Origin of the sequence: Tardiphaga sp. (assembly GCF_044336785.1) — a bacterium.
Classification (GTDB): domain Bacteria; phylum Pseudomonadota; class Alphaproteobacteria; order Rhizobiales; family Xanthobacteraceae; genus Tardiphaga.
Genome location: NZ_JBIIOT010000030.1, coordinates 1 through 23717, shown reverse-complemented (window position 1 = coordinate 23717; position 23717 = coordinate 1). Strand labels below are relative to the sequence as shown.

Sequence of the window (23717 nt, the reverse complement as noted above, 5' to 3'; positions counted from 1 at the left end):
GGCTTGACCGGGCGATCCAGTAAACTCAATAGCGGCGGTGTGTACTGGATCACCCGCTTTCGCGGGTGATGACAGACTGAGTTGCAGTCGAAATAAAAAACGCCGCCCGGTTTCCCGAGCGGCGTTTCTTTTTTATTGCTACAGATCGTGCCTTACAGCAGCCCCGCCCCGCGCGCCCACTTGTACTTCGCGCCCAGCACTTCCACCGGAAGCTCCGTCGAATAGGCATAGGCCGGAATGCCGTTCTGGTAGAGATATTCCGCGGCCTCCTCGACCTCGATATCGCCCGCCAGCGACGCCACGATCGGCTTGTCGATGCCCTTGGCCTTCATCGCATTCTTGATCTCGACCATGTTCTTCGCAAACACCATCGGCGGCGTCACGATCGTGTGCCAGTAACCGAGGATCAGCGAATGGATGCGCTCATCCTCGAGACCGAGTTTCACCGTATTCACATAGGTGATCGGCGGCTCGCCACCCGTGATGTCGACGGGATTGCCGGCGGCACCGAAGGGCGGGATGAACTTGCGGAAGGCCGCATCGAGATCCGGCGGCATGGTCATCAGCGACAGGCCGTTATCCACCACTGCGTCCGACAGCAACACGCCCGAACCACCGGCGCCGGTGATGATCAGCACGTTCTCGCCCTTGGGCGTCGGCAGCACGGGAATGCCGCGGGCGAATTCGAGCAGCTGGCGCAGCGAGCGGGCGCGGATGACGCCCGACTGCTTCAGCACGTCCTCGTAGATCTTGTCATTGCCGGCCAGCGCGCCGGTATGCGACGAGGCGGCCTTGGCGCCGGCCGAGGTGCGGCCTGCTTTCAGCACGACAACAGGCTTCTTCTTGGAGACACGCTTGGCGGCTTCCGCAAAGGCGCGGCCGTCCTTCAGATCCTCGCAATGCTGCGCGATGATGTTGGTGTTCGGATCCTGTTCGAAGAAGGCGAGCAGATCGTCCTCGTCGATATCCGACTTGTTGCCGAGACCGACGATGGCCGAGACGCCCATCTTGGCCGAGCGCGAGAAACCGATGATCGCCATGCCGATGCCGCCGGACTGCGACGACAGCGCTGCCGAGCCCTTCACATCGTAAGCGGTACAGAAGGTCGCGCAGAGATTGGCTGGCGTGTAATAGAAGCCATAGATGTTCGGGCCCATCAGGCGAACATCGTATTTCTTGCCGATCTCGACGATCTCTTCCTGCAAGGCAGGCTCATTGGCTTCGGCAAATCCCGACGGGATCAGCACCGCACCCGGGATCTTCTTCTCGCCGCACTCGATCAGCGCGCCGGCGACGAATTTCGCAGGGATCGCGAACACCGCGGTGTCGATCACACCCGGCACATCCTTGACGCTCTTATAGGCCTTGCGGCCCATGATCTCGTCGGCCTTCGGATGGATCGGATAGATCTCGCCTTTGTAGCCGCCGTTGATGAGGTTCTTCATCACCGAATTGCCGATCTTGCCGTCTTCGGCAGAGGCACCGATCACGGCAACGGCTTTCGGCATCATGATGCGGTTCATCGCCGCAACGATCTCTTCCTTCGCACGTGGCGCCGGACGCGGCTTGTAATCGAAATCGACGACGATGCGGACGTCGGCGGCAATCGCATCCTTCTTGGTGGCGAAGACCGGGTTAAGATCGAGCTCAACCATTTCCGGGAAATCCGAGACGAGCTGCGACACCTTGACGATGATATCGGCCAGCGCCTCGCGATTGGCGGGATCACCACCGCGCACGCCGTGCAGCATCTCGGCGGCCTGGATGCCGTCGAGCATCGACAGCGCGTCATCATTGGTGGCGGGCGCAAGACGGAAGGTGACGTCCTTGAGCACTTCCACGAGTACGCCACCGAGGCCGAAGGCCACGAGCTTGCCGAACGAGCCGTCGGTGATCGAACCGATGATCACTTCGGTGCCGCCCATCAGCATCTGCTGAACCTGGACACCTTCTATCTTGGCATCGGCCTTGTACTTCTTGGCATTGGCCAGGATCGTGTCGTAAGCCTTCTGCGCATCTTCGGCGGTCTTGACGCCGACGATGACGCCACCCGCTTCCGTCTTGTGGAGAATGTCCGGCGAAACGATCTTCATCACCACCGGGAAGCCCATGCCGCTGGCCAGCTTCGCCGCATCGGCCGCGGAGGTCGCAACGCCCTCGCCCGGCACAGGAATGCCATAGGCGTCGCAGACCAGCTTGCCTTCCGGCGCGGTCAGGCTGGTGCGCTTGTCCGCCTTGACGGCGTCGAGCACTTTTCGCACGGCGTCTTTCGCCGAGGCGGGTGCTTCTTTGATGGCGAGATTCGATTGAGACATGGCCTTCTCCCATTGCGTTTCTTGACGCGGACGAATTGATGGCATTTGGTATGCCAGAAAATCGAAAGTCAAGGCGCGGTGCAGCGCAAAATTGCTGAAATCGCGGTCAGCTTGACATGCTGGCATCTGGCATGCCAAAAATTCTGGACGTTGTTTCTGTGGTACGACATCTCCGACCGGAGATGATTCATGCCCACGCGAAAACCAACCAAGGCGCCGTCCATTATGTCTGAGGCCGACCTTGCGATCGTTCGGATCGCACCCGAGACCAGCTTCAAGACCAAGGCCTATGAAGCCTTGAAAGAAGCCATTCTCAAGATGGACATCTACACGACGCCGGATCCGGTGATGCTCGACGAGCGCGCCCTTTCCGAACGCCTTGGCGTCAGCCGTACACCGATCCGCGAAGCCATCGCGATGCTGGAACAGGACGGCTTCGTCAAGACCGTTCCGCGTCGCGGGATCGTAGTGGTGCGGAAGACCAAGACCGAGATCGTCGACATGATCCGCGCCTGGGCAGCGCTGGAAAGCATGGCCGCGCGGCTGATCACCACGACCGCGCGCAAGAAGGACATCTCGGCGCTGCGCGACTTCTTCAAGGATTTCGGCAAGGACCGCCTGCCGCAGGATCATGTCGAGGAATATTCGAAGGCGAATATCGCCTTCCATCAGGCCGTGCTTGCGCTCAGCGAAAGCCCCGTGCTGATCGACATGACCAACGACATCCTGCTGCATGTGCGCGGCTATCGCCAGCTCACCATCGGCCGGGTTGATCGCACCGCGACCTCCCTGCCCGAACATCTCGCCATCATCGAGGCCCTCGAGGAGCGCGACACCGAACTGGCCGAGAAGCGCGCGCGCGACCACACGCTGGGTCTTGCGTCCTATGTCGAGGCCCACGGCCAAGAGCTTTTTACTTGAGGCAATCGTCTACGTAACGCCGTCGCGCAGACCATCGCGCGGCATCGACCAACAACCATACGCGTCCAGAAACGTCAGGGAGAGCGGAATGTCCGCAGTTCACAGCATCGACACCTCAGCCGAACAGGACCTGACAGATGGCTTCCATCTGATCATCGATGCCCTCAAGCTGAACGGGCTGAACACGATCTACGGCGTCCCCGGCATTCCGATCACCGATTTCGGCCGCATGGCGCAGGCTGAAGGCATTCGCGTGCTCTCCTTCCGCCACGAACAGGCCGCAGGCTATGCCGCGTCCATCGCCGGCTATCTCACCAAGAAGCCGGGCGTGTGTCTCACCGTGTCGGCGCCGGGCTTCCTCAACGGCCTCACGGCCCTCGCGCACGCCACCACCAACTGCTTCCCGATGATCCTGATCTCGGGCTCGTCCGAGCGCGAGATCGTCGACCTGCAGCAGGGCGACTATGAGGAAATGGATCAGCTCGCGATCGCCAAGCCACTGTGCAAGGCCGCGTTCCGCGTGCTGCATGCGCAGGACATCGGCATCGGCCTGGCCCGCGCCATCCGCGCGGCCGTGTCGGGCCGTCCCGGCGGCGTCTATCTCGATCTGCCCGCAAAACTGTTCGGCCAGGTGATGAATGCCGAGGCCGGCAAGAAGTCGCTGGTCAAGGTGATCGACGCTGCCCCCGCGCAGCTCCCGGCTCCGGACTCCATCAAGCGCGCACTCGATGTGCTGAAGTCGGCGAAGAAGCCGCTGATCATTCTCGGCAAGGGCGCTGCTTACGCGCAGGCCGACGACGCCGTGAAGGCGCTGGTCGAGACCTCGGGCATTCCGTTCCTGCCCATGAGCATGGCCAAGGGCCTCCTGCCCGACACCCATCCGCAATGCGCCGGCGCTGCGCGCTCCACCGTGCTGAAGGACTCCGACGTCGTCCTGCTGATCGGCGCCCGCCTCAACTGGCTGTTGTCGCATGGCAAGGGCAAGGCCTGGGGCGACGCACCGAAGAAATTCATCCAGATCGACATCGAGCCGAAGGAAATGGATTCCAACGTCGAGATCGTCGCCCCCGTGGTCGGCGATATCGGCTCCTGCGTGACCGCCCTGCTCGATGGCATGGGCAAGAGCTGGACGAAGGCGTCGAGCGACTGGATGTCAGCCGTCACCACCAAGCGCGATGACAACATCGCAAAAATGGCGCCGAAGCTGCGCAACAACAACTCGCCGATGGACTATCACGGCGCGCTGGGCGTTCTCCGCACCATCATTGCCGAGCGTCCGGATGCGATGCTCGTCAACGAAGGCGCCAACACGCTCGATCTCGCCCGCGGCATTGTCGACATGTACAAGCCGCGCAAGCGCATCGATGTCGGCACCTGGGGCATTATGGGCATCGGCATGGGTTATTGCATCGCCGCCGCCGTCGAGACCGGCAAGCCGGTGCTGGCCATCGAAGGCGACAGCGCCTTCGGCTTCAGCGGCATGGAGGTCGAGACGATCTGCCGTTACAATCTCCCGGTCTGCATCGTCGTCTTCAACAATGACGGCATCTATCGCGGCACCGACGTCAATCCGTCGGGCGGCAGCGATGTCGCGCCCACCGTCTTCGTCAAGGGCTCGCGCTATGACAAGATGATGGAAGCCTTCGGCGGCGTCGGCGTGAACGCCACCTCGCCCGACGAGCTCAAGCGCGCCGTCAACGAGGCGATGGATTCCGGCAAGCCGACGCTCATCAATGCGGTGATCGATCCCGCCGCCGGCAGCGAGAGCGGCCGCATCGGCAACCTCAATCCGCAGAGCGTTCTCAGCAAGAAGAAGTAATTCTGAACATGCGGGGTCGTGAGACCCCGCTCATTTTCTCCAAGTGCCGAGCCGGCAAAAAATAGTACGGGAGCATAGCAATGACACAGGCGCTCAAAGGCGTTCGCATTCTCGACTTCACCCATGTGCAATCGGGCCCGACCTGCACGCAGCTTCTCGCCTGGTTCGGCGCCGACGTGATCAAGGTCGAGCGCCCCGGCGTCGGCGACATCACCCGCGGCCAGCTGCAGGACATCCCGAATGTGGACAGCCTGTATTTCACCATGCTGAACCACAACAAGCGCTCCATCACGCTGGACACCAAGAACCCGAAGGGCAAGGAAGTCCTCACCGCGCTGATGAAAGAGTGCGACGTCCTCGTCGAAAACTTCGGCCCCGGCGTGCTCGACCGCATGGGCTTCTCGTTCGAGAAGATCCAGGCCATCAACCCGAAGATGATCGTTGCCTCGATCAAGGGCTTTGGTCCCGGTCCCTTCGAGGACTGCAAGGTCTATGAGAACGTCGCGCAGTGCACCGGCGGCGCCGCGTCCACCACCGGCTTCCGCGATGGCCTGCCGCTGGTCACCGGCGCGCAGATCGGCGACAGCGGCACCGGCCTGCATCTGGCATTGGGCATCGTCACGGCGCTGTATCAGCGCACGGTCACCGGCAAGGGCCAGAAGGTCACCGCAGCCATGCAGGACGGCGTGCTCAATCTCTCCCGCGTCAAGCTGCGCGACCAGCAGCGTCTCGCCCACGGCCCGCTCAAGGAATACAGCCAGTTCGGCGAAGGCATCCCGTTCGGCGATGCAGTGCCGCGCGCCGGCAATGACTCCGGCGGTGGCCAGCCGGGCCGCATCCTGAAGTGCAAGGGCTGGGAGACCGACGGCAACGCCTATATCTACTTCATCACCCAGGCGCCGGTGTGGGAGAAGATCTGCGACGTCATCGGCGAGCCCGGTTGGAAGACCGATCCGAACTACAACAAGCCGGCCGTCCGCCTGTCGCGCCTGAACGAAATCTTCGCCCGCATCGAACAGTGGACGATGACCAAGACCAAGTTCGAGGCGATGGAAATCCTCAACCAGGACGACATCCCCTGCGGTCCGATCCTGTCCATGAAGGAAATCGCCGCGGACGAGTCGCTCTACGCCACCGGCACCATGGTCAAGGTCGATCATCCCGAGCGCGGCGAGTATCTGTCGGTGGGCAATCCGATCAAGCTGTCGGACTCGCCGACCAAGGTCGAGCGGTCGCCGCTGCTCGGCGAGCATACCGACGAGATCCTCAAGCAGGTGCTCGGCTTCAGCGATCACCAGGTCGCCGAAATCCACGACTCGGGCGCGCTGGATCCGCCGCGCAAGGTCGCTGCTGAGTAAGCGGCGCGAACATCAGACATGAGAAAGGCCGCCCAAATGGGCGGCCTTTTTGCGTTCAGCGTGTCGTCGCCATCCTTCGAGACGCGGTCGAAGGCGACCGCTCCTCAGGATGAGGACAGAAAAGATTCAGGCCACTTTCCAAGAAACTCCGCCCTCATGGTGAGGAGCGCGCTTGCGCGCGTCTCGAACCATGATGGCTTGGCAGGGTCTTTCGCAGCACACCAACGCGGAACTTTAATAAGAAAATCCAATCGTTCAATTTTGCGTTGCAAAAACTTCTTGCTGCCATGCAAACAAATAACTGGTCGGTGGCATCTGGTATACGTAAATTAGCTCCAGATCAGAACACGGCGCCTCGCGCCATCTGGAAGGGAATACCGATGTCCAAGACTGCGTCGCTCGGCGTGACCGCCAATTCCGGCCTGTTCGGCCGCCTCCTCGCATCGATCGATCGCGCCTTGATGGCCAGCGCCCGCATCGCGATCCGCAATGGCGACCAGCCGCGCGTCGGCCTCTAAAATTCAAGCTTTGCGGGCTTTGGCCCGCACTGTTCTCTGCGTTCCTCCCGAACTGGCCCCGGATTTCCGGGGCCTCTTTTTTGCCTTCAAGGTTGCATCGCAGCGAGACTTCCCGCTCCCTGCGACATATTGGCCTGCGCACCTTGAAACGGCTCTAATCGCTTGCCGTCTGGCATATCGCATACCAAACTGCGTCAACGGTAATGCTTCAGCTTTGAATAGAAAGCATACCGGGGGAGGACAAAGGCCGAGCTGCCCGCAGGAGCGCGACGCCGTATGCGCTATGACACAGCGATCCAAACCCACCCACCCAATCTGCAGGCGAGCCATTCCGGCTCAACACTCTGACGCGCGCATGTGGCGCGTGCAAGAGCATGTTGGCCTGCCAGTTGGAAACTCGAAGGACGATTGACCACGCACGAACGATGACAAGTCGGCGAACGACCGACGCATCAAAACGAATGGGAGAGAAACAATGAAACGTTCTGCTTCATGTCTCGCGCTGGCCGCCGCGGCGTCCATTCTTGCTTTGGGGACGAGCCTCCCCGCATCCGCCGCCTGGGAGCCGGTGCGGCCTGTCGAATTCATCGTCCCGGCCGGCACCGGCGGCGGCGCCGACCAGATGGCGCGCACCATTCAGGGCATCATCACCAAGCACAGCCTGATGAAGCAACCTCTCGTCGTCATCAACAAGTCAGGCGGCGCCGGCGGCGAAGGTTTTCTCGATGTGAAGACCGCCAATAACAATCCGCACAAGATCATCATCACGCTGTCGAACCTGTTCACCACACCGCTCGCCACCGGCATCCCCTTCAACTGGAAGGACATGACCCCGGTCGCGATGCTGGCGCTCGACGAGTTCGTGCTGTGGGTGAATGCAGACAAACCCTACAAGACCGTCAAGGAATATATCGAGGCTGTGAAGGCGGCCCCTCCCGGGTCGATGAAGATGGGTGGCACCGGCTCCAAGCAGGAAGACCAGATCATCACCGTCGCCATGGAAAAGGCGATCGGCAGCAAGTTCACCTACATCCCCTACAAGGGCGGCGGCGAAGTCGCGGTGCAGCTCGTCGGCCAGCATGTCGACTCCACCGTCAACAATCCCATCGAAGCGGTCGCGCAGTGGCGCGGCGGCAAGGTGCGCCCGCTTTGCGTCTTTGATAGCAAGCCGATGGCCTATGACGAGCCGGTCGCCGACGGCAAGGCGTGGAAAGACATTCCGACCTGTAAATCCCAGGGCCTCGACATCGAATATGTGATGCTGCGCGGCATCTTCATGTCACCCAAGGCCACCAAGGATCAGATCGAATATTATGTCGAGCTGTTCAAGAAGGTGCGCGCCACGCCTGAATGGCAGGACCTCATGAAGAGCGGCGCTTTCAACACCACCTTCATGACCGGCGGCGACTATGCCGGCTGGGTCGGCACCGAAGAGAAACGCCACGAGACGCTGATGAAGGAAGCCGGTTTCCTCGCGAGCAACTAGCCACGCGACTGAACCGAAGACGCGCACGTCGCGCCGGCTCACGTCACTGAGTCGGCGGCTCCCAGCCCGATCCGCAAGTTCGAAATGGACGTCTCATGACCACGCAACCATCCCACACCACAGGTCCGACTCATAAAGCGGTCGAGGCCGGCGTAACCACCGTCATCGGCCTGTTCGGCGCCCTCGTCGTCTATGGCAGCATCAAAGCCGGCATCAACTGGGGCGCCGAGGGCCCGAAGGCCGGCTTCTTCCCGTTCTATATCGGCCTGTTCATCATCATCTCCAGCCTGATCAATCTCTGGAATACGTTGCGCGAGGAAGACGGCCCGCTCTTCGCCGAATGGGGGCAGCTCCGCCAGGTGTTCAGCGTGATCATCCCCACCGGCATCTATGTGGCCGCGCTTCCCTTCATCGGCCTCTATCTCGCGTCGATGATCTTCATCGCCTGGTTCATGCGCTGGCTCGGCAAATACAACTGGCCGATCATCGCCGCGATTTCCCTCGGCATGCCCGTGGTCACCTATCTCATTTTCGAACGCTGGTTCCTCGTTCCGCTCCCGAAGGGGCCGATCGAAGAATGGCTTGGTCTGTAACGAACATCTCCTCCGTCATTGCGAGGAGCGAAGCGACGAAGCAATCCAGTTCTTTCTTTGCGTGACGCTGGATTGCTTCGTCGCAAGTGCTCCTCGCAATGACGAATTGGACACCCGTATCTGTCAGTTGTCTTCAAGGACTTTTCGACATGGAAGAACTCGTCAATCTATTCCACGGCTTTGCGGTCGCGCTGCAGCCCTTCAACATTGCGGTGATGGTGCTCGGCATCGTGCTCGGCGTGATCATCGGCGTGCTGCCGGGCCTCGGCGGTGCCAATGGCGTCGCGATCCTGTTGCCCCTCACCTTCAGCATGCCGCCGACCTCGGCGATCATCATGCTGTCCTGCATCTATTGGGGCGCATTGTTCGGAGGTGCGATCACCTCGATCCTGTTCAACATCCCCGGAGAGCCATGGTCGGTCGCGACCACCTTCGACGGCTATCCGATGGCCCAGCAGGGCAAGGCCGCGGAATCCCTCACCGCCGCCTTCACTTCCTCTTTCGTCGGCGCGCTGTTCGCCGTCATCATGATCACGCTGGTCGCGCCGCTGGTCGCCGGCTTCGCCTTACGATTCGGGCCCGCGGAGAAATTCGCGGTCTATTTCCTCGCATTCTGCAGTTTCGTAGGCCTCAGTAAGGAGCCGCCATTCAAGACCATCGCGGCCATGATGATCGGCTTTGCGCTCGCCGCCGTCGGCCTCGATTCCATCACCGGTCAGCTCCGCCTCACCTTCGGCTCCACCGAACTGCTGAACGGCTTCGACTTCCTGATCGCGGTCATCGGCCTGTTCGGCCTCGGCGAGATCTTCCTCACCATGGAAGAAGGCCTCAACTTCCGCGGCGGCAAGGCGAAGATCGATCTGCGTGTCGTGCTCCGCACCTGGATGAGCCTGCCGCAATACTGGATGACGTCGCTGCGCTCCTGCATCATCGGCTGCTGGATGGGCGTGACACCGGCGGGCGCGACGCCGGCGTCCTTCATGAGCTACGGCATCGCCAAGCGCGTGTCGAAGAACGGCAAGAACTTTGGCAAGGGCGAGATCGAAGGCGTCATTGCGCCGGAGACCGCAGCCCACGCTGCCGGCACCGCGGCGCTGCTGCCGATGCTCTCGCTCGGTGTGCCCGGTTCGCCCACCGCAGCCGTGCTGCTCGGTGGCCTCCTGATCTGGGGCCTGCAGCCCGGCCCGATGCTGTTCGTCGAGCAGAAAGAGTTCGTCTGGGGCCTGATCGCCTCGATGTATCTCGGCAATCTCGTCGGCCTGATCATCGTGCTGACCTGCGTGCCCATCTTCGCCGCGATCCTGCGCGTGCCCTTCAGCATCATCGCGCCGCTGATCCTGGTGCTGTGTGCGATCGGCGCCTATTCCGTGCACAACTCCACCTTCGACGTGGTGATGATGCTGGTGTTTGGCGTGATCGGCTATGCGCTGAAGAAGTGCAACTATCCGCTCGCGCCGCTGGTGCTCGCCATCGTGCTCGGTGACAAGGCCGAAGAAGCCTTCCGGCAATCCCTGCTCGGCTCGCAGGGATCGCTCGGTGTCTTCTTCTCCAACTCGCTGGTGAGCACGATCATGATCCTCGGCCTAATCGCCTTGTTCTGGTCTGTGATCTCCAACGGCCTGACGCGGATGCGTGCTCGCACTGCAACAGCCTAACTACACTCCAAATACCTGTTCAAAAACAAAAGCCGGCGGTCCAACCGCCGGCTTTTTAGTGTCCATTCATCTCGCAGCACAGCATTCAGTCATGCGAAACTAGCTGCGACAAACTGACAAGATTTCGCTTGTGAGTTGGCATATCATATACCAAACTCCCGGTTGCAGCTGTCGGACACGCAATAGAACAGCGCATTAGGAGGAACTATGACTGATGCAGTTCACGGAGCGGCGCCATCGGCCGCGCGCGTCAGCGATGCCTATCGCTGGACGCAATTGGCCATCGGCGTCGGCGCCATGGTGATGATCGCCAACTATCAATATGGCTGGACGTTCTTCGTCCCCGACATCCAGAAAAAATTCGGCTGGGACCGCGCCTCGATCCAGTGGGCCTTCACGCTGTTCGTGCTGTTCGAGACCTGGCTGGTGCCGGTGGAAGGATGGTTCGTCGATAAATACGGCCCGAAGCTTGTGGTGTTGGTCGGCGGCATTCTCTGCGGCGTCGGCTGGGCCATCAATGCGCAGGCGGAGACGCTGAACGGGTTCTATCTCGGCATGATCATCGCAGGCATCGGCGCCGGCGGCGTCTACGGCACCTGCGTCGGCAATGCGCTGAAGTGGTTTCCCGACAAGCGCGGCCTTGCCGCGGGCATCACCGCAGCGGGATTCGGTGCAGGCTCCGCGCTCACCGTGGCGCCCATTCAGGCGATGATCAAGGATTCCGGCTTCCAGACCACCTTCCTGTATTTCGGTCTCGGCCAGGGCATCATCATCGTGATCCTCGCCTTCTTCCTGTTCGCGCCGAAAGCCGGTCAGGTACCGAGCGTGGTGGCGAACGCCAACATCATCCAGACCCGCCGCAACTACGCGCCGACCGAAGTCATCCGCCATCCCATCTTCTGGCTGATGTATTTCATGTTCGTCATCGTCGGCGCCGGTGGCCTGATGGTCACGGCGAACCTCAAGCCCATCGCAGCGGACTGGAAGATCGACAACGTGCCGGTGACGCTGATGGCGATGACCATGACGGCCGTCACTTTTGCGGCCACCATCGACCGCGTGCTGAACGGCCTGACACGTCCCTTCTTCGGCTGGATCTCCGACATGATCGGCCGCGAGAACACGATGTTCATCGCCTTCGGCATGGAAGGGCTGGGCATCTGGGCGCTGTATATGTGGGGCCAGGATCCGTTCTGGTTCGTGCTGCTGTCGGGCTTCGTGTTCTTCGCCTGGGGTGAGATCTATTCGCTCTTCCCGTCGACCTGCACCGACACGTTCGGCTCCAAATTCGCAACCACCAATGCCGGCCTGCTCTATACCGCCAAGGGCACGGCAGCGCTTCTGGTGCCGGTCGCGAACTATATGCAGCAGTCGTCAGGGACTTGGGACAGCGTGTTCCTGATCGCGGCAGGCGCGAACATCCTTGCCTCGCTTCTTGCCATCGCGGTGCTGAAACCGTGGCGCAAGATCGTGGTGGCCAAGGCACAGGCCTGACCTTCACAAGCCGCTTCCAACAGTATCGAAATGCGCTCATTCGCAAGGATGAGCGCATTTTTCTTGCGGCATCCTTGCGGCAAGCCGGCGGCCTCACAGAGGCACGGACAAGCGGCCTGGCATGCCAGAAACCATTCTACGAAATCTCGTAATGCCGAAATCGCAGGGCTAAAATCATCAGAAATGGCAGCATTGCTGCCCTTTCTCGATTCTGGTTGCATGTTCTGATATCACGCGTTGACAACTGGCATACCGTATACCAAACTTGTTTCTGCAAGATCGATCCTAAGCCGATCAGCCAAGGGAAACTCGAGGAGGTTGCCATGCAAGTCGGAGACGTACTGCGTCGTAAGAGCACCCGTATTGCCACGGTCCGGATGAATGAGACCGTCGCCATTGCCGCCCAGCTGCTGCGCACCGGAAATATCAGCGCGCTCGTCGTCAAGGACGTGTGCCGTACCGAAGGCAACACCGCCGTCGGCATGTTCTCCGAGCGCGACGTGGTGCGCGCCATCGCCGAACACGGCGCCGCCGGGGTCAATCGGAAAGTGTCGGACATGATCTCGGTGCAGCAGCTGATCTCCTGCACATCCACCGACACGCTCGACCATGTGGGCCGCCTGATGAACCGGCATCACATCCGCCACGTGCCGGTCATCGACGACTACACGCTGGTCGGCGTGATCAGCATCCGCGACATCAGCCGCGCGCTCGATCAGGATGACGCGCCGCAACTGCATGCCGCGGTGGCTTGACGCGATCTCGTCATTGCGAGCAAAGCGGAGCAATCCGGAAAACTAGGAACCGGATTGCTTCATCGCTTTACCAAGAAGAACGCCACAGGCTTTCCCCGACCTCGCAAAGACGGCTACGGCCTGCTAGCTCTTCACCATTGCGATCGATACCTGGCGAATGTCGCCCTGCGACGTGATCGACACGGACTGTTTGTTGCCGGTCGTCGTCAGCGTGATATTGGCCGAGAACATCGGCGAATCCGCTGCGACCGCGATCCGGCCACTACTGGCGCGGCCCTGCAGGCTGCCGCTGATGCCGCGCGAGGTTTCGCTCCACGTGCCTGACACCCGGCCTCCCTCGCTCACCACATCGCTGCTGAGTTCGAATTTGTAGCTGTCGCTGGCGCAGCGCAGCGACTGCTGCAGGGTGCTGTCGCCCGCCGACACGCGATAGCTGGCGCGGCAGCGCAGCCGTTCCTTCGATCCGTCAGAGAGAGCGATTGTCCCCGAGCCCGACCAGGCGCCGTGCATTCCCGAGAACGGCGCCGATTGTGCGGAAGCCGGTGTCGCCGCAAGGATGCACACCGCCAGACCGGCGATGGCCACGAAAGCTTTCTGCGAAGTCATCATGAGATACTCCCTTTGGACCGACGCCGGTCGCGTCGCCTCATATGTCCCGGCACCATGCCGGATGGTTCATTTGGCAATCAGGATGGGTCAGTCGCCGAGCAGCTTGTCCGGCGTGATCGGCAGGTCGCGAACCCGTTGTCCGGTCGCGTTGAACACCGCATTGGCGATGGCTGCGGCCACACCGGCAATGCCGATCTCGCCGATGCCGCGCCCCCCCATCGGCGTGCGGGGGTCGGGAATGTCCGTCCACAACACATCGATCTCCGGCACGTCGAGGTGCACGGGCACGTGATAGTCCGCCATGGATGCGCTCATGATGCGCCCGCTGCGTTTGTCGAGCAGGGTTTCTTCGGTCAGCGCCATGCCGAGGCCCATGATCATGCCGCCACGAAACTGGCTGGCCGCGGTCTTGGGGTTGAGGATACGGCCGCAATCGAACGCGCCGACGAGACGGGTGACGCGGACTTCGCCGGTCACCTCGCTGACGCGGAGCTCACAGAAGACGGCGGACCGGCTATGCATGGAGAATTTCAGCAATTCGAGCGGCGCACTGCTCTCGCCGATCACGCTGATCTCGCTGCGTGCCGCGCGCTTGAGGATGGACACGAAGCTCTCGTAGCGCGATGGCTCGCCGATCTTGCGCAGCCCGTGATTGGCGAATTCGACCTCGTTCGCCCGCAGCCCCGCAAGCGGCGTGTCGTTGCCTGCAAGGCGCAACAGATCCCCGGCCAGTTTCACGCTGGCGGCGTTGATCGCCGCGCCGAGCGAGGCCGTCTGCGAGGAGCCGCCGGCAAAGCTGCCGAATGGCAGGTCAGTGTCGCCGATCCGCACGGTGACGTCTTCCAGCGGCAGGCCAAGCCGATCCGCCGCGTGCTGCCGCTGCACCGTCGCCGTGCCCATGCCCATCTCATGCGCGGCGCTCGACACCGTCGCACGGCCTTCGCCGTCGATGGTGATCCGCGCCGACATTCCGGGCATCCGCACATACGGAAATGAACCGGTTGCGCAGCCCATGCCGACCAGCCATTCGCCGTCCTGCTGCGACCTTGGCATTGCGGTGCGGCGCTCCCAGCCGAACTTTTTCGCACCGAGCTCATAGGCCAGGGGCAAGTCGCTCTGCGAATGCGGCGCGCCGCTGACCGGATCGGCGTCGCCGATATTGCGCAGCCTCAACGCTATCGGATCGATGCCGAGCTTGTGCGCCAGTTCGTCCATCGCGCTCTCGATGGCGAAGGTGCCGACCGCCTCGCCGGGCGCGCGCATGAACGTATTGGCCAGCAGATCGAGATCGAGCGTGTGCTGCACGATATCGTAGCTGTCCGCGTCGTAGAGCGAGCGACCTGACAGCGTGAAGGTCTCTTCGCAGACGCTGTGCGGTGGCTTTACGGAATATCCTTGATGCACCATGGCAGTCAGTCGGCCGCTCGGATCCGCCGCCAGCGCCACGCGCTGCTCGGTCTGGCTGCGACCGCCGATCAGCCGGTGCATGCTGGCACGCGACAGAGCGATCCGCACCGGCCGGCCTGCAAGCCGCGACGCCGCCGCACCCAGGATCTGGTGATCCCACAGCGCCTTGCCACCGAACGCGCCGCCCACGAAGGGCGAGCTGACGAAGACCTGCGATTCCTTGATGCCGAACACCTTGGCGAGCGACCCCGCGGTGCCGTTCAGCATCTGCGTCGCGTCATGCACGATCAGCCGTTCGCCTTGCCAGGCGATGGTTGCGGCATTGGGCTCGATTGGATTGTGGTTGTGCCAGGGCGTGCGATAGATCGCATCGACGCGTCCCGCGGACTCTCGCAATGCTGCGTCCGCATCGCCGCGCTTCAGCCGGTTCCGCTCCATCATCAGCGAGTCGGGGGTGGTGGCATCCGCCTTGGCGTCTTCAAAACGCGTGCGCGCCGACGCTTGCGCATAACGCACCGAGATCAGCGAGGCCGCGTGGTTCGCCTGTTCCTGGGTTTCGGCCAGCACCAGCGCGACGGTCTGCCCGTTCCAGCGAATCTCGGCATCCTGCATGATCGGCAGGATGTTGTTGCCGGCGGCCTTGAGATTGGTCATGCCGATGGGCGGCGGCAGCGCCAGCTTCGGCGCATTGCCATGGGTCATCACCAGCACGACACCCGGTGCTGCTTCCGCGGCGGCGACGTCGAGCTCCGTGATCTTTCCGCGCGCGATGGTCGAATGCACGAAAGCCGCATAGGTCAGGCGCTCCATCGGCACTTCGGCCGCGAAGCGTGCGGCGCCCCGCACCTTGTCGGGACCATCGACGCGCGATTGCTGCGTCCCAAGCGTGACGCGCTTGTCGATCAGCGGATCAGGCGTGCCACCCGGCAGCCAGCTCGACGGCACATAGCCCATCGCCGTGCGCACACCGCCGACAATCGCATTCTGCAATTTGCTCATGTGGATGCTCCTGTCAGTTCGCCAAGGACGGCGGCCATGGTTCGCTTTGCGAGCTCGATCTTGAAGGCATTGGCTTCGGTGGGTTTTGCTGCGGCAAGTTCGGCATCGGCTGCGCGCAGGAAGTTCTCCCGGGTGGGAGCCTCGCCGCGCAAGATGCTCTCGGCCTGCAAGGCGCGCCACGGCTTGGCGGCAACACCGCCGAACGCGATCCTGATATCCCTGATCCGGCCATCGGCGAGATCCAGCCCGGCCGCGACCGAGACGAGCGCGAAAGCGTAGCTCGAACGGTCGCGGACCTTGCGATAGCGCGAATGCGCAGCCGCCGCATTCGGCGCGATCGAGATGGCGGTGATCAGCTCAGCCGGGCGCAGCACCGTCTCGATGTGGGGATCATTCGCTGGCAACCGATGGAAATCCAGCAGCGGAACGTGCCGTGTGCCGTCGGGACCGCAGAGATGCACGGTCGCATCCAGCGCCGCGAGCGCAATGCACATGTCGGACGGATGCGTTGCGATACAGTTCGGCGACGTGCCGAGGATCGCATGATTGCGACTGAAACCGTCGATGGCGTCGCAGCCCGCACCGGGCACGCGCTTGTTGCAGCGGGAGCCGGCGGGGTCATAGAAGTAGGCGCAACGCGTCCGCTGCAACAGATTGCCGCCGACCGTCGCCATGTTGCGTATCTGCGCCGAGGCGCCTGCAAGCAAGGCGCGGGACAGCACGGGATAGCGCGCCCGCACCACGGGATGCGCCGCAAGGACACTGTTGCGGACCGCGGCACCGATAACCAGACCACCATCGCCCTCTTGCTCGATGGACGCCGGCATGCGGCTCACATCCACCAATGCAGCAGGCGTCTCGATATTCTGGCGCATCAGATCGACGAGATTGGTGCCGCCGCCGAGGAAACGGCATTGGCCGGCACCGGCAAGCGCCAGGGCGTCGGCGGCGTCCGTCGCGCGCTGATATTGGAACGGCGTCATGCGGCGTCTCCCACCAGCTGTTCTTCAATCGCTTCGACGATGCCGTGATGCGCGCCGCAGCGGCACAGGTTGCCGCTCATGCGCTCGCGGATTTCCTCGCGCGTGGTGCTGCTTTGGCCGGCGGCAAGGTCGGATGTGACGTAACTGGGATCACCGCGGCGCATCTCGCCGAGCATCGCGATCGCCGAGCAGATCTGCCCGGGCGTGCAGTAGCCGCACTGGAAGCCGTCATGCTCGATGAAGGCCTGCTGCAGCGGATGCAGGGCACCCTGCTCGCTCAGGCCTTCAATGGTGGTGACCGATCGCCCATCCGCCTGCACTGCCAGCGTCAGGCAGGACAGCACGCGCTCGCCATCGAGAATGACGGTGCAGGCCCCGCAGGCACCCTGGTTGCAGCCGAGTTTGGTGCCGGTCAGACCGGCCTGTTCGCGCAGGAGATCGAGGAGCGAGACCCGGGGGTCGTCGGGTAGCGAATAATCCGTACCATTGATGGCGATGGCCATGAGCGCCTCCGTCAGGAGCCAGCCTTACGGGCCGGCGGCACGCTCGAGATAATACGAACTTCGTAATGTTCAAGTTTCGTTGTCAGCTATTTTTTCTGTCAACCGGATCAACTCCTTACGCTCGACCGGGTCGAGCGCGCGCAGCATGATCAGGCAGGTCGAGCGATAACCGGCGATATGGTCTTCGACGACTCCCCGTCCGGCATCCGTCGTGCTCAGCGCCACGGACCGGCGATTGTCTTCGGGCCGGCGCCGCTCGACGAATGCCTTCTTCACCAGGCGATCGATTGAAGATGACATCGTGGTCATAGCGACATTGAGGAAGCGCGCGACGTCGCCCATCAGACAGCCTGGATGCTGATCGACATAGACCAGCGTCTGCGCATCCAGCGCATTGAGCGCGTTGTCGGCGGCAGCAGCCGCCTCGGCCACCTTGAAGCGCCGCGAGAACCGCTCGAACACGCGCGTCATCTGCTCAATCTCGTCCTGGGACGGCTCGGTGGTCGGCTTGGCAGTCGTCTTGCTCATGGCGGCAGAAAAGCATGTTCGCGCCGCGAGTTCCAGCGATGGGCACCGCAGCGTCGCACGCATCAGACCTGCATCTCCGGCGCATGGGGCCATGTTCCGTGGCGGTAGACATCGCCGCGCCCCACCGGCATCCTCCGGCCCCGAACAAGCAAGAACCAATCGGCGCCCAACGCGCCTCCGGGGAAACAAGAGGACCCATCATGATCAAGACACGCTTCACCGAACTCGTCGGCGTCGAACACCCGATCGTCCAGGGCGGCATGCAATGGGTCGGCCGCGCCGAGCTCGTCGCCGGCGTCGCCAATGCCGGCGCGCTCGGGCTCATCACCGCGCTGACCCAGCCGACACCGGAAGACCTGACCAAGGAAATCGCGCGCACCCGCGACCTCACCGACAAGCCGTTCGGCGTCAACCTCACCATCCTGCCGACCATCAAGCCGCCGCCTTATGCCGAATATCGCCAGGCCATCATCGAGGCCGGCATCAAGGTGGTGGAGACCGCCGGCAACAAGCCGCAGGAGCATGTGGACGAGTTCAAGAAGCACGGCATCAAGGTGATCCACAAATGCACCAGCGTGCGCCACGGCCTCTCCGCTGAGCGCATGGGCGTTGATGCGATCTCCATCGACGGCTTTGAATGCGCCGGCCATCCCGGCGAGGACGACACGCCCGGCCTGATCCTGATCCCGGCCGCTGCCGACAAGATCAAGATCCCGATGATCGCCTCCGGCGGTTTTGGCGATGGCCGGGGGCTTGTGGCGGCGCTCGCACTCGGTGCCGAGGGCATCAATATGGGCACGCGCTTCATGTGCACCAAGGAGAGCCCGATCCATCAGCTCGTAAAGGAGCGCATCGTCGCCAATGACGAGCGCGGCACCGACCTGATCTTCCGCACCATGCGCAATACCTCGCGGGTGGCCAAGAATGCGGTGAGCCAGCAGGTAGTGGCGATGGAGAAAGAAGGCGCGACCTTCGAGCAGATCAAGGATCTGGTCGCCGGCGCGCGCGGCAAGCTGGTCTATTCGACCGGCGACAGCGAGGACGGCATCTGGTCGGCCGGCCAGGTCCAGGGCCTGATCCACGACATCCCGTCGTGCCAGGAACTGGTGTCGCGCATCATCCACGACGCCGAGACGATCATTCGCGCGCGACTGGAAGCGATGCTCGGCGGCGGTCAGCGCCAGGCGGCGGAGTGATCGTGCGATGAAGGCTTACGTCTATACAGAGAGCGGCCCGGCGATCACCGACATCGCTGCGCCAAAGCCGACCGGCACGCAGGTGCTGGTCAAGGTGAAGGCCTGCGGCCTCAACCGCGCCGATCTCGGCATGACCAAGGGCCATGTCCATGGCGCAGCCGGCGGTGTCGGCACCGTGCTTGGCATGGAATGGGCCGGCGAGATCGCCGAACTCGGGCCCGATGCAAAAGGCTTCACGGTCGGCGAACGCGTGATGGGCTCGGGCGGTGCGGCCTTTGCGGAATATACGGTGACGGATCATGGCCGCCTGTTCCATATCCCGACGGGCATGGGCTTCGAGATCGCGAGCACCCTGCCCGTCGCGCTCTCGACCATGCACAATGCGCTTGTCACGGTCGGCGGATTGCAGACGGGACAATCGGTGCTGATCCAGGGCGCCAGCTCCGGCGTCGGCCTGATGGCCTTGCAGATCGCCAAGCTCAAGGGCGCGAAGCCGGTGATCGGCTCATCGACCCATGCGGCGCGTCGCGGCCGGCTCGGCGAGTTCGGTGCTGATCTCGCCATCGATTCGAAAGACGCCGGCTGGGTTGATGAGGTGCTCAAAGCCACCAATGGCGACGGTGTCGATCTGATCATCGACCAGATCTCCGGCCCGGTCGCCAACCAGAATCTGAAGGCGACAAAGGTGCTCGGCCGCATCGTCAATGTCGGGCGTCTCGGCGGCACCCATGGCGATTTCAATTTCGACCTGCATGCGGCGCGGCGCATCAGCTATGTCGGTGTCACCTTCCGCACCAGGTCCCTGCAAGAGATCCGCGATATCTTCAGTGCGGTGCGCGCCGACATCTGGCCGGCCGTGGAAGCCGGCAAGCTGAAGCTGCCGATCGACAAGGTGTATCCGTTCGCCGAGATCGGAACGGCGTTCGATCACATGGAAGCGAACAAGCATCTCGGCAAGATCGTGGTGACGCTGTAACGCGCGCACAACGAGTCATCGCAACGAAAAACGCCGCGCATCATCTGCGCGGCGTTCGCGTTTCGGACTCGTTTTTGAGTCCGAACACGCACTCAGTTTCCGTTGGATAGCATTTATTTCACGTTAACGTTTCGTTGACTCTCGACACTGTGGGGAAAGTGGATTCATATTGGACTTGTCGATTCGAAGCGGGGCGTTTGGGGTTCGATCGACACTGCAAATTTCCGAGGGGGCCAAGTATGTCGCGTGCGCATGCGGATAACGCATGCGTCCAATCCGATTCGATTAAAGGATTGGCGCAATCGATGGCGAAGCCGGCTTATCACCGGTTGCTCATCGCAGAACCCGCTCTTCGTCGCGCAGTCCCGACGCTGATCATCGCATTTCTCATCACGATTTTCTTCGGCGCCTTCGTACAGGTCGTCGATCACAGCCGCCAGAAGCAGGCTGCGCTGAAGCGCGACCTCGCCGCCGTCGGCGATCTCGCAGCCGAACGTCTCGATCGTAACGGCGCCGTACGGCAGGATCGCCCGGTCGCCATCGAACGCCTGCAGGCTTTGCTGCCGAGCCTGATCCCCGCCTGGGGCATCGCGCCCAGCCGTCATGTGATCGTGCTCGGTGCCGACCAGAGCATCATCGCGCGCATGCCCGCGGATGCGCCCGACCGCGACAGCAAGCGCGTGCTCGACATGCTCAGCGCCGTGCAGAACATGTCGGCACAAAGCCAGCGCACCGACGTGTTCGACGTCACGCTGGCCGACGGCAGCCAGGCTCTCGCCACGCGCCGCATCGTTCGCGCGCTGCCCGGCCAGATCATCGTGCTGCAGGAGAATAATGATTCCGTCTGGCGCTCGGAATCGGCGTTGTCGATCACCCTCTCCGCCACCACTGGCTTCGTGGTGCTGATCCTGGGCTTCGCCTTTCACTGGCAATCCACCCGCGCCCGCGAAGGCGACGCCATCAATGACGCCGTGCGCGGCCGCATCGACACCGCGCTCAATCGCGGCCGCTGCGGCTTGTGGGACTGGGACCTGTCACGCGGCCGCATCTTCTGGTCGCAATCCATGTTCACCATGCTCGGCCTCGACAGCCGCAGTGACCTCCTCACCTTCGGCGAAGTGAATGCGCTGGTGCGGCCGGAAGACATCAATCTGTTCGAGATCGCGGACCAGCTCGTCTCGCAGCAACTCGACCATATCGACCAGACATTCCGCATGCAGCATAGCGATGGTCACTGGATCTGGCTGCAGCTGCGCTGCGAACTGGTGGGCGGCCAGACCGATGGCAGCCAGCACCTGATCGGCATCGCCATCGACGTCACCGAACAGAAGAGCCTTGCGCAGAAGAGCGTGGAAGCCGATGTCCGCCTGCGCGACGCCATCGAAACGATTCCGGAAGCCTTTGTGCTGTGGGATGCCGAGGATCGCCTGGTGCTCTGTAATTCGCACTTCCAGCGCCTGCACAAGCTACCGGACTCTGCGGTGAAGCCAGGCACGCCCTATGAGACGGTGCTCGAAGTCGGCAGCATGCCCGAAGTTCGCTCGCGCCTCGCCGATTCCACCAGTGCTGCCCAGGGCGCGCGCACCTTCGAGGCCCAGCTCGAAAACGGCACCTGGCTGCATATCAGCGAGCGCCGCACCAAGGATGGCGGCTACGTGTCGGTGGGCACCGACATCACCCGCATCAAGGAGCACGAGCAGAAGCTGATCGACAATGACCTGCGCCTGCGTGCCACCGTCATCGATCTCAAGCATTCGCAGGCCGCACTCGAGAAACAGGCGCTCGAACTCGCCGATCTCGCGCAAAAATACTCGGACGAGAAGAACCGCGCCGAAGAGGCCAATGCCACGAAGTCGAAATTCCTGGCCAATATGAGCCACGAGCTGCGCACGCCGCTCAATGCCATCATTGGCTTTTCCGAGATCATGGGCAGCGGCATGTTCGGCCAGCTCGGCTCGGATAAATATGGCGAATACTGCCACGACATTCTCACCAGCGGCCACTATCTGCTCGAAGTGATCAACGACATCCTCGACATGTCGAAGATCGAGGCCGGCCGCATGAAGCTCGATCTTGAGCCACTCGATCTCGGCCAGATCCTGTCGGAATCCCTGCGCGTCGTCTCCGGCCGCGCCGAAGCCAAGAGCCTCACACTCAGCGCCGATCTCGCCACCGACGTCGCCGTCACCGCCGACCGCCGCGCCATCAAGCAGATCCTCGTGAATCTTCTTTCCAATGCCGTAAAATTCACGCCCGATGGTGGGCGCGTCACCGTGCGCAGCCGGGTGATGAAGAATTCGGTCGCGCTCATCATCGCCGATAGCGGCATCGGCATTGCACCCCATGCGCTGAAGCGGCTGGGGCGCCCGTTCGAGCAGGTGGAGAGCCAGCTCACCAAGACCTATCACGGCTCCGGTCTCGGCCTTGCCATCGCCAAATCCCTCACCGGCCTGCATGGCGGCGCCATGAAGCTGCGCTCGAAACCTGCGGTCGGCACCGTGGTGTGTATCTCGCTGCCACTGGAAGGCCGGTGCGCGGCACAGATCTCCAGGGCAGCCTGAGCTTCGACGCAGGCCCCCTTCGACGACAGCGCGTCGAATAGCCGCTTGGATGCGGCTTCCTATCCTTATACTCTAGATTGTGAACAGCGATCGTCTCCTCATTCTGGAGAACGATGGCCTGTGCCTATGCGACCACGAGCGACGCGCAGACGTCGCCGTCAATCAACATCATTCCAGGGAGAGAACGCGATGAAGCTGAGCCATTTCGCAGCCGCGCTGTTTGTGCTGACATTGCCGTCGGCTGCGCCTGCACAGGACTATCCTGCCAAATCCGTGACGGTGATCGTGCCGTTCACGCCCGGAGGCGCCAGCGACAACGTCGCGCGCATGACCACCCAAAAGATGCAGGAAAGCTTCGGGCAATCCTTCATCATCGAGAACAAGCCCGGCGCCAATGGATCGATAGGCGCCACGCAGCTCGCGCGCTCCAAGCCAGATGGCTACACGCTGATGGTGGGCTCGATCGGCGTCATCGCCATCAATCCGGTGCTGTACAAGGACCCCGGCTATCACCCGCTAAAAGATTTCGACCTGCTCTCCGTCGCGGTGCGCAATCCAAATGTGCTGATCACCCGGCCGGACTTCCCGGCCAATACGGTGAAGGAGTTCATAGACCATCTGAAGAAGAACCCGGACAAGGTCACCTTCGCGTCGTCAGGCGTCGGCTCATCGGATCATCTCTCCGCCGTGTTGTTCTGGCAGAAGACCGGCACCACGGGCATCCACACGCCCTATAAAGGCGGCTCGCAGGCGCATACGGACCTGATCGGCAGCCATGTGGATGTCTCGTTCCAGAATCTCGGCGCTGTCGCCAACTATATTCGCGGCGGCAAGGTGAAGCTGCTGGCCGTGACCAGCGACACGCGCTCCGACTCCTTTCCGGACACGCCGACCTTGAAGGAGCTCGGCATCAGCGATCTCAACATCTATTCATGGCAGGCCTTCGTTGCACCGAAGGGGTTGCCGGCGGATGCGAAGACCAAGCTCGAAACATCCATCACCGGCGCCCTCACCTCGCCCGACCTGAAGAAGAAGCTGAAT

Annotated in this window: 19 protein-coding genes; 13 read left to right on the top strand and 6 right to left on the bottom strand. The window is 62.3% G+C overall.

The genetic code is table 11. From position 1 onward, the window contains the following. Positions 1–152: 152 nt before the first annotated feature. Positions 153–2315 carry an acetate--CoA ligase family protein gene (locus tag ACIQ2A_RS11145; protein ID WP_398478916.1) on the bottom strand — a complete coding sequence of 721 codons (2163 nt, stop codon included), beginning with the start codon at positions 2313–2315 and terminating at the stop codon, positions 153–155. Positions 2316–2504: 189 nt separating this feature from the next. Between ACIQ2A_RS11145 and ACIQ2A_RS11140 the strand changes: the two genes are divergently transcribed. From ACIQ2A_RS11140 to ACIQ2A_RS11100, 9 genes are all read left to right on the top strand, one after another. Continuing rightward, positions 2505–3236: a GntR family transcriptional regulator gene (locus tag ACIQ2A_RS11140; protein ID WP_398478914.1), complete on the top strand. Its 732-nt coding sequence runs from the start codon at positions 2505–2507 to the stop codon at positions 3234–3236. 88 nt (positions 3237–3324) lie between these two features. Then, the gene (gene oxc / locus ACIQ2A_RS11135) at positions 3325–5055 is read left to right on the top strand and encodes an oxalyl-CoA decarboxylase (RefSeq protein WP_398478912.1); all 1731 of its coding nucleotides are present in this window, start codon (positions 3325–3327) and stop codon (positions 5053–5055) included. 80 nt (positions 5056–5135) lie between these two features. Further along, positions 5136–6413, top strand: coding sequence for a formyl-CoA transferase (frc, locus tag ACIQ2A_RS11130; RefSeq protein WP_398478910.1), 1278 nt, complete (start codon positions 5136–5138; stop codon positions 6411–6413). 380 nt (positions 6414–6793) lie between these two features. Then, a complete protein-coding gene (locus ACIQ2A_RS11125; RefSeq protein ID WP_398478908.1) occupies positions 6794–6931 on the top strand; it encodes a hypothetical protein in 138 nt (45 codons plus the stop codon). A gap of 475 nt (positions 6932–7406) precedes the next feature. Further along, positions 7407–8417, top strand: coding sequence for a Bug family tripartite tricarboxylate transporter substrate binding protein (locus ACIQ2A_RS11120; RefSeq protein WP_398478906.1), 1011 nt, complete (start codon positions 7407–7409; stop codon positions 8415–8417). A gap of 95 nt (positions 8418–8512) precedes the next feature. Further along, positions 8513–9010: a tripartite tricarboxylate transporter TctB family protein gene (locus ACIQ2A_RS11115; RefSeq protein WP_398478904.1), complete on the top strand. Its 498-nt coding sequence runs from the start codon at positions 8513–8515 to the stop codon at positions 9008–9010. 149 nt (positions 9011–9159) lie between these two features. After that, positions 9160–10665, top strand: coding sequence for a tripartite tricarboxylate transporter permease (locus ACIQ2A_RS11110; RefSeq protein ID WP_398478902.1), 1506 nt, complete (start codon positions 9160–9162; stop codon positions 10663–10665). 207 nt (positions 10666–10872) lie between these two features. After that, entirely contained in the window at positions 10873–12159 is a 1287-nt protein-coding gene (oxlT, locus tag ACIQ2A_RS11105; protein ID WP_398478900.1) for an oxalate/formate MFS antiporter, read from the top strand. A 323-nt stretch (positions 12160–12482) separates the two neighbouring features. Beyond that, positions 12483–12914, top strand: coding sequence for a CBS domain-containing protein (locus ACIQ2A_RS11100; protein WP_398478898.1), 432 nt, complete (start codon positions 12483–12485; stop codon positions 12912–12914). 123 nt (positions 12915–13037) lie between these two features. Here the strand turns inward: ACIQ2A_RS11100 and ACIQ2A_RS11095 are convergent, their stop codons facing one another. The 5 genes from ACIQ2A_RS11095 to ACIQ2A_RS11075 all read right to left on the bottom strand — a co-directional run bounded on the left by ACIQ2A_RS11095 (position 13038) and on the right by ACIQ2A_RS11075 (position 18006). Then, entirely contained in the window at positions 13038–13523 is a 486-nt protein-coding gene (locus ACIQ2A_RS11095; RefSeq protein ID WP_398478896.1) for a hypothetical protein, read from the bottom strand. 87 nt (positions 13524–13610) lie between these two features. After that, positions 13611–15884 (bottom strand): xanthine dehydrogenase family protein molybdopterin-binding subunit, encoded by a 2274-nt coding sequence (locus tag ACIQ2A_RS11090; protein WP_398478965.1) that lies wholly within the window; start codon positions 15882–15884, stop codon positions 13611–13613. A gap of 41 nt (positions 15885–15925) precedes the next feature. Then, positions 15926–16912 (bottom strand): FAD binding domain-containing protein, encoded by a 987-nt coding sequence (locus ACIQ2A_RS11085; RefSeq protein ID WP_398478894.1) that lies wholly within the window; start codon positions 16910–16912, stop codon positions 15926–15928. Beyond that, complete coding sequence (locus ACIQ2A_RS11080) at positions 16909–17415, bottom strand: (2Fe-2S)-binding protein (RefSeq protein WP_398478892.1); 507 nt, start codon at positions 17413–17415, stop codon at positions 16909–16911. Before ACIQ2A_RS11080 ends, ACIQ2A_RS11085 begins: the two co-directional genes overlap by 4 nt. A gap of 69 nt (positions 17416–17484) precedes the next feature. Further along, positions 17485–18006, bottom strand: a complete 522-nt coding sequence (locus ACIQ2A_RS11075) for a MarR family winged helix-turn-helix transcriptional regulator (RefSeq protein ID WP_398478890.1) — start codon at positions 18004–18006, stop codon at positions 17485–17487. A 137-nt stretch (positions 18007–18143) separates the two neighbouring features. Here ACIQ2A_RS11075 and ACIQ2A_RS11070 point away from each other — a divergent pair, with 137 nt between their 5' ends. The 4 genes from ACIQ2A_RS11070 to ACIQ2A_RS11055 all read left to right on the top strand — a co-directional run. After that, on the top strand, positions 18144–19139 hold the full coding sequence (locus ACIQ2A_RS11070) for an NAD(P)H-dependent flavin oxidoreductase (RefSeq protein WP_398478888.1): 996 nt from the start codon (positions 18144–18146) through the stop codon (positions 19137–19139). A gap of 7 nt (positions 19140–19146) precedes the next feature. After that, the gene (locus tag ACIQ2A_RS11065; RefSeq protein ID WP_398478886.1) at positions 19147–20115 is read left to right on the top strand and encodes a zinc-binding dehydrogenase; all 969 of its coding nucleotides are present in this window, start codon (positions 19147–19149) and stop codon (positions 20113–20115) included. Between the two features lie 239 nt (positions 20116–20354). Continuing rightward, positions 20355–22676 carry a PAS domain-containing sensor histidine kinase gene (locus ACIQ2A_RS11060; RefSeq protein WP_398478884.1) on the top strand — a complete coding sequence of 774 codons (2322 nt, stop codon included), beginning with the start codon at positions 20355–20357 and terminating at the stop codon, positions 22674–22676. Positions 22677–22865: 189 nt separating this feature from the next. After that, positions 22866–23717, top strand: an 852-nt coding sequence (locus tag ACIQ2A_RS11055) for a Bug family tripartite tricarboxylate transporter substrate binding protein (protein ID WP_398478882.1), incomplete at its 3' end; no start/stop codon positions are given.

What these genes read in the sequence shown, in the direction of transcription:
- ACIQ2A_RS11110 (WP_398478902.1), top strand. Translation starts at nt 9,160, where the DNA reads ATGGAAGAACTCGTCAATCTATTCCACGGCTTTGCGGTCGCGCTGCAG.
- ACIQ2A_RS11090 (WP_398478965.1), bottom strand. Translation starts at nt 15,884, where the DNA reads ATGGGCTATGTGCCGTCGAGCTGGCTGCCGGGTGGCACGCCTGATCCG.
- ACIQ2A_RS11115 (WP_398478904.1), top strand. Translation starts at nt 8,513, where the DNA reads ATGACCACGCAACCATCCCACACCACAGGTCCGACTCATAAAGCGGTC.
- ACIQ2A_RS11080 (WP_398478892.1), bottom strand. Translation starts at nt 17,415, where the DNA reads ATGGCCATCGCCATCAATGGTACGGATTATTCGCTACCCGACGACCCC.
- ACIQ2A_RS11070 (WP_398478888.1), top strand. Translation starts at nt 18,144, where the DNA reads ATGATCAAGACACGCTTCACCGAACTCGTCGGCGTCGAACACCCGATC.
- ACIQ2A_RS11120 (WP_398478906.1), top strand. Translation starts at nt 7,407, where the DNA reads ATGAAACGTTCTGCTTCATGTCTCGCGCTGGCCGCCGCGGCGTCCATT.
- ACIQ2A_RS11095 (WP_398478896.1), bottom strand. Translation starts at nt 13,523, where the DNA reads ATGATGACTTCGCAGAAAGCTTTCGTGGCCATCGCCGGTCTGGCGGTG.
- ACIQ2A_RS11100 (WP_398478898.1), top strand. Translation starts at nt 12,483, where the DNA reads ATGCAAGTCGGAGACGTACTGCGTCGTAAGAGCACCCGTATTGCCACG.
- oxc (WP_398478912.1), top strand. Translation starts at nt 3,325, where the DNA reads ATGTCCGCAGTTCACAGCATCGACACCTCAGCCGAACAGGACCTGACA.
- ACIQ2A_RS11085 (WP_398478894.1), bottom strand. Translation starts at nt 16,912, where the DNA reads ATGACGCCGTTCCAATATCAGCGCGCGACGGACGCCGCCGACGCCCTG.
- ACIQ2A_RS11075 (WP_398478890.1), bottom strand. Translation starts at nt 18,006, where the DNA reads ATGCGTGCGACGCTGCGGTGCCCATCGCTGGAACTCGCGGCGCGAACA.
- oxlT (WP_398478900.1), top strand. Translation starts at nt 10,873, where the DNA reads ATGACTGATGCAGTTCACGGAGCGGCGCCATCGGCCGCGCGCGTCAGC.
- ACIQ2A_RS11145 (WP_398478916.1), bottom strand. Translation starts at nt 2,315, where the DNA reads ATGTCTCAATCGAATCTCGCCATCAAAGAAGCACCCGCCTCGGCGAAA.
- ACIQ2A_RS11140 (WP_398478914.1), top strand. Translation starts at nt 2,505, where the DNA reads ATGCCCACGCGAAAACCAACCAAGGCGCCGTCCATTATGTCTGAGGCC.
- frc (WP_398478910.1), top strand. Translation starts at nt 5,136, where the DNA reads ATGACACAGGCGCTCAAAGGCGTTCGCATTCTCGACTTCACCCATGTG.
- ACIQ2A_RS11060 (WP_398478884.1), top strand. Translation starts at nt 20,355, where the DNA reads ATGTCGCGTGCGCATGCGGATAACGCATGCGTCCAATCCGATTCGATT.
- ACIQ2A_RS11065 (WP_398478886.1), top strand. Translation starts at nt 19,147, where the DNA reads ATGAAGGCTTACGTCTATACAGAGAGCGGCCCGGCGATCACCGACATC.
- ACIQ2A_RS11125 (WP_398478908.1), top strand. Translation starts at nt 6,794, where the DNA reads ATGTCCAAGACTGCGTCGCTCGGCGTGACCGCCAATTCCGGCCTGTTC.